13 protein-coding genes are annotated in these 14,831 nt (G+C 63.7%); 6 read left to right on the top strand and 7 right to left on the bottom strand.

Translation table 11 applies throughout. The features are described 5' to 3' along the window. Window positions 1-61 precede the first annotated feature (61 nt). The 4 genes from BJI67_RS12160 to BJI67_RS12145 form a co-directional block, all read right to left on the bottom strand. A complete protein-coding gene (locus tag BJI67_RS12160; RefSeq protein WP_070073246.1) occupies window positions 62-415 on the bottom strand; it encodes a winged helix-turn-helix domain-containing protein in 354 nt (117 codons plus the stop codon). After that, a complete protein-coding gene (argF, locus tag BJI67_RS12155; protein ID WP_070073245.1) occupies window positions 412-1,329 on the bottom strand; it encodes an ornithine carbamoyltransferase in 918 nt (305 codons plus the stop codon). The genes BJI67_RS12160 and argF overlap by 4 nt, the downstream gene beginning before the upstream one ends. Then, window positions 1,326-2,522: an aspartate aminotransferase family protein gene (locus BJI67_RS12150; protein WP_070073244.1), complete on the bottom strand. Its 1,197-nt coding sequence runs from the start codon at window positions 2,520-2,522 to the stop codon at window positions 1,326-1,328. The genes argF and BJI67_RS12150 overlap by 4 nt, the downstream gene beginning before the upstream one ends. A gap of 119 nt (window positions 2,523-2,641) precedes the next feature. After that, window positions 2,642-3,226: a superoxide dismutase gene (locus BJI67_RS12145; RefSeq protein ID WP_070074135.1), complete on the bottom strand. Its 585-nt coding sequence runs from the start codon at window positions 3,224-3,226 to the stop codon at window positions 2,642-2,644. Window positions 3,227-3,372: 146 nt separating this feature from the next. On the opposite strand from BJI67_RS12145, the gene BJI67_RS12140 reads away from it, so the two are divergent. Together BJI67_RS12140 and grxD are read left to right on the top strand one after the other, a co-directional pair. Then, window positions 3,373-5,163: an N-acetylglutaminylglutamine amidotransferase gene (locus tag BJI67_RS12140; protein ID WP_070073243.1), complete on the top strand. Its 1,791-nt coding sequence runs from the start codon at window positions 3,373-3,375 to the stop codon at window positions 5,161-5,163. A gap of 113 nt (window positions 5,164-5,276) precedes the next feature. Beyond that, on the top strand, window positions 5,277-5,603 hold the full coding sequence (grxD, locus tag BJI67_RS12135) for a Grx4 family monothiol glutaredoxin (protein WP_070073242.1): 327 nt from the start codon (window positions 5,277-5,279) through the stop codon (window positions 5,601-5,603). A gap of 31 nt (window positions 5,604-5,634) precedes the next feature. Here grxD and BJI67_RS12130 read toward each other — a convergent pair whose 3' ends face one another. Both BJI67_RS12130 and rnt read right to left on the bottom strand, forming a co-directional pair. Next, window positions 5,635-6,585: a diguanylate cyclase gene (locus BJI67_RS12130; protein ID WP_156782135.1), complete on the bottom strand. Its 951-nt coding sequence runs from the start codon at window positions 6,583-6,585 to the stop codon at window positions 5,635-5,637. A 106-nt stretch (window positions 6,586-6,691) separates the two neighbouring features. Then, window positions 6,692-7,345: a ribonuclease T gene (rnt, locus tag BJI67_RS12125; protein ID WP_407922818.1), complete on the bottom strand. Its 654-nt coding sequence runs from the start codon at window positions 7,343-7,345 to the stop codon at window positions 6,692-6,694. Between the two features lie 226 nt (window positions 7,346-7,571). On the opposite strand from rnt, the gene aceE reads away from it, so the two are divergent. From aceE to BJI67_RS12105, 4 genes are all read left to right on the top strand, one after another. Further along, window positions 7,572-10,235: a pyruvate dehydrogenase (acetyl-transferring), homodimeric type gene (aceE, locus tag BJI67_RS12120; protein ID WP_070074133.1), complete on the top strand. Its 2,664-nt coding sequence runs from the start codon at window positions 7,572-7,574 to the stop codon at window positions 10,233-10,235. A gap of 16 nt (window positions 10,236-10,251) precedes the next feature. Next, window positions 10,252-11,559, top strand: coding sequence for a dihydrolipoyllysine-residue acetyltransferase (gene aceF / locus BJI67_RS12115; protein ID WP_070073240.1), 1,308 nt, complete (start codon window positions 10,252-10,254; stop codon window positions 11,557-11,559). 100 nt (window positions 11,560-11,659) lie between these two features. Continuing rightward, window positions 11,660-13,405: a dihydrolipoyl dehydrogenase gene (gene lpdA / locus BJI67_RS12110; protein WP_070073239.1), complete on the top strand. Its 1,746-nt coding sequence runs from the start codon at window positions 11,660-11,662 to the stop codon at window positions 13,403-13,405. 62 nt (window positions 13,406-13,467) lie between these two features. Further along, window positions 13,468-13,797: a YbaK/EbsC family protein gene (locus BJI67_RS12105; RefSeq protein ID WP_197513073.1), complete on the top strand. Its 330-nt coding sequence runs from the start codon at window positions 13,468-13,470 to the stop codon at window positions 13,795-13,797. Window positions 13,798-13,925: 128 nt separating this feature from the next. Here the strand turns inward: BJI67_RS12105 and BJI67_RS12100 are convergent, their stop codons facing one another. Then, a complete protein-coding gene (locus BJI67_RS12100; RefSeq protein ID WP_070073238.1) occupies window positions 13,926-14,810 on the bottom strand; it encodes a PhnD/SsuA/transferrin family substrate-binding protein in 885 nt (294 codons plus the stop codon). Window positions 14,811-14,831: the final 21 nt, after the last annotated feature.

Here is a 14,831-nt window from a genome sequence, read left to right as displayed (position 1 = left end):
GCGTACGGAATATACCATCGGATACAACGAGGGTCACCTATGCCCGTGCCGCGAGCCGGGTTCAGTCTTCGAGGGGTTTCAGGCAGGCATTCAACCGTGCGGCGTCGTCGGCGATGGCGGCCGCTGCGTTGGTTTCCATGGCGCGGTAGCGTTGCAGGACCTCTAGTCCCAACGGGGTCAGACGGGCGCCGCCGCCGCCGCTTCCGCCGACCGCGGTATCCACCAGGGGCGTCACGAAGCACTGGTTCATCGTATCCACGAGGAGCCAAGCGCGGCGGTAGGACATGTCCATCTGTCGCGCGGCGGACGAGATCGAGCCGGTGGCGTCGATGGCCTGGAGGAGATCGGCCTTGCCTGGGCCGATTGCGATATCGCGCCCGCGCAGGATGCGAATGCGGGGTCTGGCCTCGCTCATCCCCTCAGGGCGACGTCGAGCAGGAATTCGAGCAGGGCCTTCTGTGCATGCAAACGGTTTTCCGCCTCGTCCCAGACCACGCTTTGCGGGCCGTCGATCACGTCCGCGGAAACCTCCTCTCCGCGATGTGCCGGCAGGCAGTGCATGAACAGGGCATCCGGCGCCGCTGCCGCCATGAGCTGCTTGTCGATCTGATAGGCAGCGAAGGCCGCGGCGCGCCGTGCCTGTTCTTCCTCCTGGCCCATGCTGGCCCAGACATCGGTCACCAGCAGGTCCGCACCGGCAGCGGCCGCCGCCGCGTCGTGCATGATCTCGGCATGCTCGCCGGCCGCGGCGGTGAAGCGTGCATCCGGTTCGTAACCCGGGGGGCAGGCGATGCGCAGCTTGAAATCCAGCAGTCGCGCAGCGTTCATCCAGGAGTGGCACATGTTGTTGCCGTCGCCGATCCAGGCCACGGTGCGTCCCTGGATGTCGCCCCGGTGTTCGGTGTAGGTCTGCAGGTCGGCGAGCAGTTGACAGGGGTGCACGTCGTCGCTCAGGCCGTTGATGACCGGCACGCGGGAATGCGCCGCGAAGCGCTCGAGGGTCTCGTGCGCGAAGGTGCGAATCATGACGACATCGACCATCCGCGAGAGCACGCGCGCGGTGTCCTCGATCGGTTCGCCGCGTCCGAGCTGGGTATCGCGCGGGGAAAGAAACAGCGCATGGCCGCCGAGCTGCGCCATGCCGACCTCGAAGGACACGCGGGTACGCGTGGAGGCCTTTTCGAAGATCATGCCGAGTGTCTTGCCGAGCAGCGGCGTATGGCGGTTGCCGAGATGCTGGATCGACTTCAGTTCGTTGGCGCGTTCGATCAGCGTACGCAGTTCGTGGGCGCTCAGGTCGTCCAGACTCAGGAAGTGGCGGACCTTCATGCCTGGGCCTGCTCGGGCGAGTCGTGCAGAAAGGCCTCCAGCAGGCTGCCGAGGCTGTCGACCAGACGCTCGGCCTGCGCGTCGTCGAGGATCAGCGGGGGCAGCAGGCGGATCACGTTTCCTGCAGTGACATTGATGAGCAGGCGCTCTTCCAGTGCGCGGCCGACCAATTCGCCGCACGGGCGATCCAGTTCGATGCCGAGCAGCAGTCCGCAGCCGCGTACCTCGACGACGCCCGGCAACCCGCCGACACGTGCGCGCAAGGCATCCAGCAGACGGCTGCCGAGTGCGGCGGCGCGTTCGACCAGGCCGTGGGATTCGATGGTGTCGACGACAGCGAGCGCGGCGCGACAGGCGAGCGGGTTGCCGCCGAACGTGGAGCCGTGGTTGCCGGGGGCGAATACTTCGGCCGCTGGGCCGCGCGCAAGGCAGGCGCCGATGGGTACGCCGTTGCCGAGCGCCTTGGCGAGCGTCATCACGTCGGGCCTGATCCCGGCGAGCTGATGCGCGAACCAGCGTCCGGCGCGTCCCATGCCGGTCTGGATCTCGTCCAGCATCAGCAGCCAGCCGAATTCGTCGCACAGCGCGCGCAGGTCGCGGAGGTAGCTTTCCGGCGGTATGCGGATGCCGCCCTCGCCCTGGATCGGCTCGACCAATATCGCGACCACGCCGGGGCGATTCGCGGCGATGGTACGCAAGGCCTCGACATCGCCGTAGGGCGCACGTACGAAGCCCCGGACCAGCGGTTCGAATCCGGCCTGGACCTTGCGGTTGCCGGTTGCAGTCAGAGTCGCCAGGGTGCGGCCGTGGAAGCTGTTTTCCATGACCACGATCTCGGGCAGCTCGATGCCGCGCTGGTGACCGTAGAGCCTGGCGAGCTTGATCGCAGCCTCGTTGGCCTCGGCGCCGGAGTTGCCGAAGAACACCTTGTCCATACCGGCCTGGGTGCACAGCCGTTCGCCGAGACGTTCCTGCAGGGGAATGCGGTACAGATTGGATGTGTGCAGCAAGGTGGCGGCCTGGTCCGCAAGCGCGGCCTGCACGGCCGGGTGGGCGTGACCGAGCCCGCACACGGCTATCCCAGAGAGGGCGTCGAGATAGGGTGTGCCCGTTTCGTCGTACAGCCAGGCGCCTTCTCCGCGCACGAAGGCGACGGGCAGGCGGGCGTAGGTGTGCATCAGTGTGTCGCTCATGCTGTCGCTGCCATAAAAGAAAACGGCAGCACTGCAGGCTGCCGAATGCTTGATTATAAGCGCCGTGCGCCGAAATAAAAGCCCCTACGCCGGGTGTGGACCGGGTAGGGGGCTTGGGTTCAGGCGCCGTAGTTCTCGGCCACGAACGCCCAATTGACCAGATTCCACCAGCCCTCGAGATATTTCGGACGGGCGTTGCGGTAGTCGATGTAGTACGCGTGTTCCCAGACGTCTACGGTCAGCAGCGGGGTGTGGCCGTCGCGCAGCGGATTGCCGGCATTGCCGGTGTTCACGATCTCAAGCGCGCCGGAGGCGTTCTTCACCAACCAGGTCCAGCCGGAGCCGAAGTTGGTGGCCGCAGACTGGCTGAACTTCTCCTTGAACTCGGCGAAGCTGCCGAAGGTGCTGGCAATCGCCTCGGCCAGGGCGCCGGTCGGTTCGCCACCGCCGTTCGGGCTCAGGGCGTTGAAGTAGAAGGTATGGTTCCAGACCTGCGCGGCATTGTTGAAGATGCCACCAGCCGGGGCCTTGCAGATGATGTCTTCGAGGCTGGCACCTTCGAATTCGGTACCGGGTACCAGTTTGTTCAGATTCGTCACATAGGTGGCGTGGTGCTTGTCGTGATGGAACTCGAGGGTCTCCGCCGAGATGTGCGGAGCCAGTGCGTCCTTGGCATAGGGTAGGGATGGCAGTTCAAAGGCCATGGGGGTCTCCTTCGCGGTTTTCTGGGTTTTGGATGAGGGCTGGGCGAAGCCGAGCCCGGCGAACTGGGTGAGGGTGCCTAACATAGGACAGGCCGGACGGACATGCAATAATGCCCTGCCTTCGAACTGCTGCCGATGAGGGACTTATGTGTGGGATCGCAGGTGAAATGGGTTTCGGGGGCGGTCAACCCGATGCCTCCGTGTTGCAGCGCATGCTCGACCGCCTGCGCCGTCGCGGCCCGGATCACGAGGGCCATTATCGTGACGGACCCGTGCTGCTCGGGCATCGGCGTCTTGCCATCATCGACCTGTCCGCCGCCGCCGATCAGCCGATGACCGATGCCGCAACGGGGGCAACCATCGTCTTCAACGGCACTATCTACAACTACCCAGAACTCCGCCGCGAGCTGATCGCGCGTGGTCATGCGTTCCGCTCCAACGGCGATACCGAGGTGATCCTCAAGGCTTATGCCGAATGGGGCGAGGATTGTGTCGAGCGTCTGCTCGGCATGTTCGCCTTCGCCATCTGGGACGTACGCGCCCAGCACCTGTTCCTGGCACGCGATCGTCTTGGCATCAAGCCGCTGTACTACAGCGAAACGCGTGCCGGTTTCCGTTTCGCTTCCAATGTCCAAGCCCTGCTGGCCGGAGGCGGAGTCGACACCGACATCGATCCGATCGCCCTGCATCATCATCTCAGCCTGCACGCCGTAGTACCCGCGCCACGCACACTACTCAAGGGCATTCGTAAGTTACCGCCCGCGCATACGCTCACTATCGGTGCCGACGGACGTCAGCACCTGCGCACCTACTGGCGCCTGGCCGCGCACCGACCGGCAGAACCGCGCAGCGAGGCGGAGTGGATCGAGGCGGTGCACGAATCGTTGCGCACCGCGGTCGAACGGCGCATGCGAATCGCCGACGTACCCGTCGGCGTGCTGCTTTCCGGCGGTCTCGACTCCAGCCTGCTGGTGGCCCTGCTTGCCGAATCGGGGGCGAGTGGCGTCAAGACCTTCACCGTCGGTTTCGAGGACCAGCCGGAGGAGAAGGGCAGCGAGTTCGAGTACTCGGACCCGGTCGCCGAACGCTATGCGACCGAGCACCACAAGTTCGAGATCCCCAACAGCGAGGTACTGACCCGCCTGCCGGAGGCCGTCGACCAGATGTCCGAGCCGATGGTGGCGCAGGATGCGGTGGCCTTTTACCTGCTCTCGGGTCAGGTTTCGCGCCACGTCAAGGTGGTGCAGTCCGGGCAGGGGGCGGACGAGGTCTTTGGCGGCTATTTCTGGTACCCGCAGATGGCCGGAGCGCAGGGCACGCCGATCGAGCGTTTCCGCCCGCGCTATTTCGACCGCGATCACGCCGAATACTTACGTACGGTGATGCCGGCTTACGCGACCGACGACGTGACCTCGGCCTATGTTGCCGAGCGCCTCGGAGAACCGGATGCGGACGAATTCATCGACCAGGTGCTGCGTTTCGACGCCACCACACTGATCGTCGACGACCCGGTCAAGCGCGTGGACAACATGACCATGGCCTGGGGCCTGGAAGCGCGCGTGCCCTTTCTGGACCACGAACTGGTCGAGCTGGCCGCGAGTATGCCGCCCGAACTGAAACTGCGCGACGGCGGCAAGTATGCCCTCAAGCAGATCGCACGCGGACGCATTCCCGATGCGGTGATTGATCGTCCCAAGGGGTATTTCCCGGTGCCCGCGCTGAAATACGTGCGTGGCGAGGCCTACGACTTCATGGCCGACATCGTCAATTCGCAGGTGAGCCGCGAGCGCGGGCTGTTTCGGCGCGACTACGTCGACGCGCTCCTGCACGAACCCGAGGCGGAGTCTAGCTTTACCGCGATCCGAGGCAACAAGCTGTGGCACATGGCGCTGCTCGAGCTTTGGCTGCAGCGGCATCTGGGCGGCGAGGCGCGCTGACCCTCCGGGCAAAACCGTGGGAACTGCGGGCTTAATATTCCGGGATTCCGCGGTAGACTGCCGAGGTCATCGGGATTGTTCCCGTCGCAACACACTGAAGAACGAGGTGGCGCATGGACGTCATGGATCGAATTGACGAGCAAGTGAAGAATCATCCTGTGGTGCTGTTCATGAAGGGCACGCCGCAGTTCCCCATGTGCGGCTTTTCCAGCCGCGCCGCCGAGGCGCTCAAGCGCTGCGGAGAGGATTTCGCCTATGTGAACGTGCTGGCGGATGCGGAGATCTTCGAGAACCTACCGCGCTATGCCAACTGGCCGACGTTCCCGCAGTTGTACATCAACGGCGAGTTAGTCGGCGGTTGCGATATCACGCTGGAAATGTTCCAGAGTGGTGAGCTGGAAAAGGCAGTCAAGGCCGCGGTCGCCACCAAGCAGGATTAGGTGGGGTAAGTAGGCAGCCGGCGCATCGGTTTCAACGATAGACGTATCCGTTGCGCCCGGCAGCCTTGGCTGCCGAGAGATTCTCCTCGGCTGTGCCGATGAAGTCGCTGAGCGGTTCGGTTGCCGCTCCAGGCTGATGGCAATGCGCACCGATCGACACGGTGATTTCAATGTTGCCCATGTCGCTGGCATAAGGTCGTACGCCGGCGGTTTCCACGAGACGTGCGAACAGATCCGGCCGCGGGTGGCTCGGTTCCTGATAGGCCATGGCAATCGCAAAGGTGTCCTCGCCGTGGCGAGTGATCACGTCCGTGGGGCGTACTGCGTTGCGCAGCCTCAGCGCAACATTGTTCAGCATCTCGTCGCCGACGTCGTAGCTATAGCGTTCGTTGACCTGCTTGAAGTGGTCGATGGCGACCAGCGCGAGGCAGACACCGCTTTTGCGCGTCTGCGCGGACAGCAACATCGCTTCGAGGCGTAACTCCAGATATCGGCGATTGCCCAATCCGGTCAAGGTGTCGATCTGGTTGGCGGCCAGCAGTTCGCGATTGGCAGCCTGAACCGCATCGGTGGTTTGCAGCAGGGCGTTGTGCAGCGATGCGATGCGTCCGGCACCGTAGATTCGAGCTGCGAGTTCATCATGATCGGGCGGCTTGGTCAGATAATCGTCCACACCATGGCGGAATGCTTCGAGCAGCGCTTCGTTGCCGCCCTTGGCCGTGAACAGCAGGACGGCTGTATACCAGTGGCGCTGCTCGTCCAGGCGGCGGATTGCGCCGAGCAGTTCGAGACCGCTCATTTCAGGCATGACCCAGTCGGCCAACACGACATCGGCGCGTCGTTCAGTTGCCATTGCCAGGGCTTCTTCGCCACTCGTGGCCAGGCGTATGTCCGAATAGCCGATCTTCTGCAGGCTCTGTTCGAGCACGATACGGGAAAATCTCATGTCGTCGACAATGATCAGGCTGAGATCGGGGGGCAACTGGCATTCCTCAAGCGTATGGCCATTCGACCATTTTGTTATTGGGTTTTATAATAAATGATTATCAAATGGCTGTGTTCGCGTTTTACCAGAGTATGCAAGCAGTTTAGTCCGGGTCTCCAGGCATATCCCCCTGGCTTTCTCGCCAGCGGTTGAGGATCGCGCAGAAGAGGTCTGCGGTCATTTCAGCATCGTAGGTTGCGCTGTGCGCCTGAGAGGAATTCCATTCCAATCCGGCGGCGCGTATCGCTCGCGCGAGCACGGTTTGGCCGTAGGCCATGGCCGCCAGGGTGACGGTGTCGAAATTGCTGAAAGGGTGGAACGGATTGCGCTTGATGCCCGTGCGTGCCACGGCTGCATTCACGAAACCGAGATCGAAGGCCGCGTTGTGTCCCACAAGTATCGCGCGGGTGCATTCATTCTCGGCGACCGCGCGCCGGATTTCCTTGAACAGGTCCTGTAACGCTTCGCGCTCTGGAATGGCCAGCCGGAGAGGGTGCCAGGGGTCGATGCCGTTGACCTCGAGCGAGGCCGGTTCGAGGTTTGCGCCTTCGAAGGGCACGACATGGCGGCTGATCGTCTGGTCGCGGTGGAGATAACCCATTTCGTCCATGCGCAGAGTGATCGCCGCGATTTGCAGCAAGGCATCAGTTTGGGAGTTGAAGCCTCCGGTCTCGACATCGACGACCACGGGCAGGAACCCTCGGAAGCGTTGCCCCATGGGTACGTAGTCGCTCATGCGACGAATAGGGAGTGGTATGGCATGTCCGCCAGCTTACCCTAGCCCGCTGTCGCTGGGGAATGTTTGATGTCTCCCGCTAGGGGGGGGGGCAGAGGGCGGGTTCTTGACCCCCCCAATAAAAAACATGATGATGGCGCCGCTTCTTGAAGGCACCCGTAATACGTTGCACGGCCGGCGCTTCGACGCCGGGCGTGCACGCCTGCGCTGGACCCGGCGGGTTCAGCGCCAAGCCAGGAGGTTCGCCATGAATAGTCAGTTCCAGTTGCAGGATGCCGATGCGCTCGAGACCCAGGAATGGCTCGATGCGCTCGAGTCCGTGATCGAACAGGAGGGTGTGGAACGCGCGCACTACCTGCTTGAGCAGCTGATCGACAAGGCTCGGCGCTCGGGTGCCTATCTGCCTTATTCGGCGAATACGGCATACGTCAATACGATCCCGCCGCATCTCGAAACGATCCTGCCCGGCGACCCGGCCATGGAGCGTCGTATCCGCTCGCTGATCCGCTGGAACGCGCTGGCCATGGTGGTCAAGGCCAATCGCAAGAGCTCCGAGCTGGGCGGACACATCGCAACCTTTGCTTCGATCGCGACGATGTATGACGTCGGCTTCAATCATTTCTGGCGCGCGCCGACGCACGAGCATGGCGGCGATCTGGTCTATTTCCAGGGCCATTCCTCGCCCGGCATCTACGCCCGTGCCTTCCTGGAGGGACGTTTGAGCGAAGAGCAGCTCGACAACTTCCGCCAGGAGGTCGACGGAAAGGGCATCCCGTCCTATCCGCACCCCTGGTCGATGCCCGACTTCTGGCAGTTCCCGACCGTGTCCATGGGGCTCGGCCCGCTGCAGGCCGTATATCAGGCGCGTTTCATGAAGTATCTGAGCGACCGCGGCCTGGCCGATACGCGGGACCGCAAGGTGTGGTGCTTCATCGGCGACGGCGAGATGGACGAGCCGGAGAGCATGGCCGGCATCTCGCTCGCCGCGCGCGAGAAGCTGGACAACCTGATCTTCGTCATCAACTGCAACCTGCAACGCCTGGACGGTCCCGTGCGCGGCAACGGCAAGGTGGTGCAGGAGTTCGAGGCGCTGTTCCGCGGCGCCGGCTGGAACGCGATCAAGATACTTTGGGGGCGTTACTGGGACCCGCTGTTCGCGCGCGATCATGACGGCCTGCTGCAGCGCCGCATGATGGAGGCCGTGGACGGCGAGTACCAGAACTACAAATCCAAGGACGGCGCCTACGTTCGCGAGCACTTCTTCGGCAAGTATCCGGAACTCAAGGCCATGGTCGCGACCATGTCCGACGAGGACATCTGGCGCCTCAATCGCGGTGGTCACGATCCTTATAAGGTTTACGCCGCCTATGCGGCTGCGACTCGGCACGCCGGTCAGCCGACAGTGATCCTGGCGCATACCGTCAAGGGCTATGGCATGGGGCGTGCGGGGCAAGGGCAGAACCGTACCCATCAGCAGAAGAAGCTGCACGATGAAGAACTGCTTGCCTTCCGCGACCGTTTCGACATCCCGCTGTCCGACGAGGACGTGGTTAATTGCAAGTACTTCCGTCCCGCCGAGGACAGCGAAGAACTGCGCTATCTGCGTGAGCGGCGCGAGGCGCTTGGCGGCTACCTGCCGGCGCGCAAGCCGTTGGCGGCACCCCTCGAAGTCCCCGATCTTGATGCCTTCGCACAATTGCTGGAGGACAGCGGTGAACGAGAAATGTCCACGACTATGGCCTTCGTGCGCATCCTCACCGCGTTGACCCGCGACAAGAAGATCGGCAAGAACGTGGTGCCCATCATCCCTGACGAGGCGCGTACCTTCGGCATGGAAGGCATGTTCCGCCAGCTCGGTATCTACTCCTCCGTCGGTCAGCTCTACACGCCGGAGGACAAGGACCAGATCATGTTCTACAAGGAGGACCAGTCCGGCCAGATCCTGGAAGAAGGGATCAACGAGGCCGGTGCCGTATCCTCCTGGCTGGCGGCGGCCACCGCCTACAGCAACCATGGCGTCAACATGGTGCCGTTCTTCGCCTTCTATTCGATGTTCGGCTTCCAGCGTGTGGGCGATTTCCTTTGGGCTGCCGGCGACATGCAGGCGCGCGGTTTCCTGATGGGCGCCACAGCCGGCCGGACCACGCTGGCTGGAGAGGGTCTGCAGCATCAGGACGGCCAGAGCCATGTGATGGCCGGTTTCATTCCCAATTGCGTCAGCTACGATCCGACCTTCGCCTATGAGCTGGCGGTGATCGTGCGCGACGGCATGCGCCGGATGTACGACGAGCAGGAGAACGTTTTCTACTACATCACGGTGATGAACGAGAACTATCACCAGCCGGCCATGCCCAAGGGTGCCGAGGAAGGCATCGTCAAGGGGTTGTATCTGTTCAGTCAGGGCGGGCGCAAGAAGAAAAAAGTGCAGTTGCTTGGCTCCGGCACGATCCTGCGCGAGGTCATCGCCGCCGCCGAACTGCTGGAGCAGGATTTCGGCGTTGCCGCGGACATCTGGAGCGCGCCCAGCTTCAACGAGCTGTTCCGCGAGGCCGATGCCGCCGAGCGCTGGAATCGACTGCACCCGGATGCCGCACCGCGCGAGCCCTACGTCGCCGGTTGTCTCAAGGGCCGGAACGGGCCATTCATCGCGGCCACGGACTACGTCAAGCAGTACGCCGAACAGATCCGCGCCTGGGTGCCCGGACGTTATGTCGTGCTCGGTACGGATGGCTTCGGTCGCAGCGACACGCGCGCGCAGCTGCGCAAGTATTTCGAGGTCGACCGCTACCATGTCGCTGTGGCTGCGCTCAAGGCGCTGGCCGACGAGGGTACGGTGTCCGCGTCCGATGTGAGCAAGGCCATCGCACTTTACGGCATCGATCCTTCCAAGCCGCATCCGACGACCGCCTGAGCAACGGAGCAAGCGCATGACAGAACTCAAGGAGATCCGGGTTCCCGACATCGGCGACTTCAAGTCGGTCGAGGTGATCGAGGTGCTGGTGGCACCGGGCGATACGATCGCGCCGGATGCCTCGCTGATCACCCTGGAATCGGACAAGGCGAGCATGGAAATCCCCGCGCCCGAAGGCGGCGTGGTGCGCGAGCTGAAGGTCAAGGTGGGTGATCAGGTTGCTGAGGGCGCCCCCATCCTGGTGCTGGAACCGGCGGACGCCACATCCGCGACGGCCAAGGCGCCGCCGGCACCGGCCGAGGCTTCGCCGCCCGCAACGCCCATTCCGGCCGCTGCCGAATCCAGGTCCGTGCCTGTGGCGCCTGCGCCTGCCCCCGCTGCAGCGACGAAGCCCTCGCCGACCGCACACCTCAACGAGCAGCGTTTTCGCAAGGCCCATGCCAGTCCTGCGATACGCCGCTTCGCGCGCGAACTGGGCGTCGATCTGGGAGAGGTGAGCGGCAGCGGACCTAAGGGCCGTATTCTGCGCGAGGACGTGCAGAACTATGTCAAGCGGGCGCTGAGCCAGACGCGCGGCGGCTCGGGTCTTGGCGTTGCTGCCATGCCCGAGATCGATTTCTCCCAGTTCGGCGAGGTCGAGACCCAGGCACTGACCAAGATCAACAAGCTGACCGGGCAGAACCTGCACCGCAACTGGGTCACTGTGCCGCACGTCACCCAGTTCGACGAGGCGGACGTGACCGATCTCGAATCCTTTCGCAAGCAGATGGTCGAGGAGTACGCCGCCAAGGGCGTCAAGCTCACCCTGCTCGCCTTCCTGATGAAGGCGGTGGTATCGGCGCTGCGCGAATTCCCGCGCTTCAACGCCTCGCTCGACTCGACGCAGGAAAACCTGATTCTCAAGAAATACTTTCACATCGGCATCGCGGTGGACACCGCCGACGGCCTGGTCGTGCCGGTGATCCGCGATGTCGACCGCAAGAGCCTGATCGACCTGGCCCGCGAACTCGGCGAAGTTTCGGTGCGCGCTCGCGAGAAGAAGCTCAAACCCTCGGACATGCAGGGCGGCTGCTTCTCCATCTCCAGCTTGGGCGGGCTCGGCGGCACGGCATTCACGCCCATCGTCAACGCGCCCGAGGTCGCCATCCTGGGCGTGTCGCGCGCGCGCTGGCAGCCGGTCTACGAGGATGGCGAGTTCGTGCCGCGCCTGATGCTGCCGCTGTCGCTGTCGTACGACCACCGCGTCGTCGACGGTGCGCTGGGCGCGCGGTTCACCACCTTTCTGAGCAAGCTGCTGTCGGATACGCGGCGGATGCTGTTGTAGCAGGCTGCGGCGACTCTACTTCATGCGGCACGATAGGGCGTCGCAACAGGGCTCGTCTGAGCGAGTCACAGCAACCTGCAATTAGTTGTCGGAGTCATCCATGGCAGAGATCATTACCGTCACCGTTCCGGACATCGGCGACTTCAAGGAAGTCGAGGTCATCGAGGTGCTCGTCGCGCCTGGTGATACGGTCGCACCCGAGGCTTCGCTGATCACCCTGGAGTCCGACAAGGCGAGCATGGAAATTCCCGCGCCGCAGGGCGGTACGGTGAAGGAACTCATGGTCAAGGTTGGCGACCGCGTGGCGCAGGGGACGCCGATCCTCACCCTCGAAGCGGAGGCCGCCGTAGCACCGGCCCCCGCAGCCCAGGCGCCAGCCAAGCCTGAAGCGGCTCCCACAGCCGCACCCGCGCCGGCAGTCGAGACCGGCGACGCCGACATCGAGACCGATGTGCTGGTGCTCGGCTCCGGCCCCGGCGGCTACACCGCCGCGTTCCGCGCCGCGGACCTCGGCAAGAAGGTGGTGCTGGTAGAGCGTCATGCGGTGATCGGCGGCGTGTGTCTGAACGTCGGCTGCATCCCCTCCAAGGCGCTGCTGCATACCGCGCAGGTGATCAACGAGGCGGCGGAGTTCGCCGAGCACGGCGTGAGCTTCGGCAAGCCGAAGATCGATCTCGACGCCATCCGCGCCTACAAGGACGGCATCATCGGCAAGCTCACCGGCGGCCTCGCGCAGCTGGTCAAGCAGCGCAAGGTGCAGATCGTGCACGGCGAGGGCCGCTTCACCTCGCCGCACACGCTGGCCGTGGAAACCGCCGAGGGCAGCCGGCTGATCCGCTTCCAGCAGGCGATCATCGCCGCCGGTTCGCGCGTCGCCAAGCTGCCTTTCGTGCCCTGGGACGATCCGCGCGTGATGGATTCCACCGACGCGCTGGAACTGCAGGAAGTGCCCAAGCGCCTGCTGGTCATCGGCGGCGGGATCATCGGCCTGGAAATGGCCACCGTCTACCATGCGCTGGGCGCCAAGGTCACCGTGGTCGAGCTGGCCGACGGCCTCATTCCCGGCGCCGACCGCGACATCGTGCGGCCGCTGGAGAAGCGCATCAAGGCGCGTTACGAGAACATTTTCCTCCAGACTCAGGTCACCGCCGTCGAGCCGGACAAGAAAGGCTTGCTGTGTCGCTTCAAGGGCGACAAGGCGCCGGCCGAGGACGTCTTCGACCGCGTGCTGGTGGCGGTCGGACGCGCGCCCAACGGCAAGCTGATCGGTGCCGAGGCCGCCGGCGTGGCGGTGGACGAACGCGGCTTCATCGCGGTCGACAGCCAGCAGCGAACCAACGTGCCGCACATCTTCGCCATCGGCGACATCGTCGGCCAACCGATGCTGGCGCACAAGGCCACGCACGAGGGCAAGGTCGCGGCCGAGGTCATCGCCGGGCAGAAGGTGCACTTCGACGCCCGCACCATTCCGTCGGTGGCCTACACCGATCCGGAGGTCGCCTGGATGGGACTGACCGAGACCGAAGCCAAGGGGCAGGGCATCGCCTACGAAAAGGGCGCCTTCCCCTGGGCGGCGAGTGGGCGCTCGTTGTCGCTGGGGCGCGACGAGGGCCTGACCAAGGTCCTGTTCGATCCCGACACCCATCGCGTGCTCGGCGCCGGCATCGTCGGCCCCAACGCCGGCGAGCTGATCGCCGAAGCGGTGCTGGCGCTGGAGATGGATGCCGAGGCCGGAGATCTGGCGCTCGCGGTGCATCCGCACCCGACGCTGTCCGAGACCCTGAACTTCGCCGCCGAAGCGGCCGAAGGCACGATCACGGACCTGTACATCCCCAAGCGCCGCTGAGATGAGCGGCGACTTGCCGGCCAGCACGCAGCGGGTGCAAGACTATCTCGCCGCGCGGCGGGGTGGCATGTCACGTCCGCACTTTCCCCGAGTCCACGCGTACTGCCCATGAGGCGGCCGATGCCATCGGCTGCGAGATCGGGCAGATCGCCAAGTCGCTGATATTCCGCGATGCGGCCAACGACCCGCCGGTGCTGATCGTCGCCTCGGGCGCCAATCGCGTCGATGTTGGCAAGGTCGAGACCGTACTCGGGGTGAAGCTGACGCGTGCCGAGGGCAAGTGGGTCAAGGCGCGGGTGGGCTTTGCCATCGGCGGCGTCCCACCGGTCGCCCACGACGAACGGTTGGCCACGGTGCTCGATTCCGACCTCTGGCACTATGAGACCCTGTGAGCTGCGGCTGGGACGCCGTTCGCGGTATTCGAGATGGACGCGGCTGCCCTGGGAGAACTTGACCGGGGGCAGATGGACAGATCTGGCCGAGTAGAGCACTTCAGACGGCCAGATCTTCTATTGGGTTTTTAGGGAGCTTGTTGAGGGTCCGGTTTGGGAACCCAACCGGAAACCCATCCGAGCGGCGTCAACAGATTCCACAGATCTTTGAAAGCCGCTGGATTCGCGGGGATGAAGTGAGTGGCACCCTTGGCAAAGCGATTGAATATCGGCGTGGCTGCCTGCGCACCTTGGGGTGTCGTTAGCGCCGCAATGATACGGGCACGTGCGGCTATGGGAACGTCGGGACTGGCGGTGAGGGTTTGATTGGGCATGTTGCGGCTCGAGGTGTAGATCACCCTTAGCTTGGAACGCTGGGCATCATTCAGATGCCTTTTGAAAAATGAGTCGCGATAAATCGCCGTGCCGCACTTACCAGCCATTTGTGCTTTATAAATGGCCATCATTCCACCGTTGTCGATGGCTACTAGCGTGGGTTGCTGTAGAGGATCCTTGTACAAGCTCAGGAAACTCATGGTCAGCAGGTTTGGCGAGTCGATTCCGCAGACTCGGCTGCCGATCAGGTCGTTGAGCGAAGTGACCTGTGCGCTAGTCGTCACTACCACATAGCCGAGATGCCCCGGTAGGCTGACGAGGGGGATGTCATGAAGGTATTTCATGCGCCAAGAGACGAACTGGGGCCCATCGAATACAAAGGTGAAATCACCCATTTGCATTCGGTGGGTGTAAGTGCCCCAGTCTCCCATGTAGAGCCCGGGGTATTGGTAGACAACGGGTTCTCCTACCAACTTACTAAGTTCCTGCGCGAGAGGGTCATACAGCCGTTTAGCGGCCTCCGGCGATTCGCGCGGTGGGGCGGTCAGTATCAATGGCTTTGCAGCGATGGCAAGTGCCGGAGCGGCAAATGTTGCAAGGGCCAGCAGTAGCCGGCCGATTTTGCTCAGGATCCTCATGCGTGCACCTTAGTGTTGTCG

It is taken from the genome of Acidihalobacter aeolianus, from assembly GCF_001753165.1.
In the GTDB taxonomy this organism is placed as follows: Bacteria; Pseudomonadota; Gammaproteobacteria; order DSM-5130; family Acidihalobacteraceae; genus Acidihalobacter; species Acidihalobacter aeolianus.
This window is presented reverse-complemented; position numbering and strand designations above follow the sequence as displayed.

Excerpts from the sequence above, each read along its gene's own strand:
- BJI67_RS12160 (WP_070073246.1), bottom strand. The coding sequence starts at position 415 with ATGAGCGAGGCCAGACCCCGCATTCGCATCCTGCGCGGGCGCGATATC.
- argF (WP_070073245.1), bottom strand. The coding sequence starts at position 1,329 with ATGAAGGTCCGCCACTTCCTGAGTCTGGACGACCTGAGCGCCCACGAA.
- BJI67_RS12150 (WP_070073244.1), bottom strand. The coding sequence starts at position 2,522 with ATGAGCGACACACTGATGCACACCTACGCCCGCCTGCCCGTCGCCTTC.
- BJI67_RS12145 (WP_070074135.1), bottom strand. The coding sequence starts at position 3,226 with ATGGCCTTTGAACTGCCATCCCTACCCTATGCCAAGGACGCACTGGCT.
- BJI67_RS12140 (WP_070073243.1), top strand. The coding sequence starts at position 3,373 with ATGTGTGGGATCGCAGGTGAAATGGGTTTCGGGGGCGGTCAACCCGAT.
- grxD (WP_070073242.1), top strand. The coding sequence starts at position 5,277 with ATGGACGTCATGGATCGAATTGACGAGCAAGTGAAGAATCATCCTGTG.
- aceE (WP_070074133.1), top strand. The coding sequence starts at position 7,572 with ATGAATAGTCAGTTCCAGTTGCAGGATGCCGATGCGCTCGAGACCCAG.
- aceF (WP_070073240.1), top strand. The coding sequence starts at position 10,252 with ATGACAGAACTCAAGGAGATCCGGGTTCCCGACATCGGCGACTTCAAG.
- lpdA (WP_070073239.1), top strand. The coding sequence starts at position 11,660 with ATGGCAGAGATCATTACCGTCACCGTTCCGGACATCGGCGACTTCAAG.
- BJI67_RS12100 (WP_070073238.1), bottom strand. The coding sequence starts at position 14,810 with ATGAGGATCCTGAGCAAAATCGGCCGGCTACTGCTGGCCCTTGCAACA.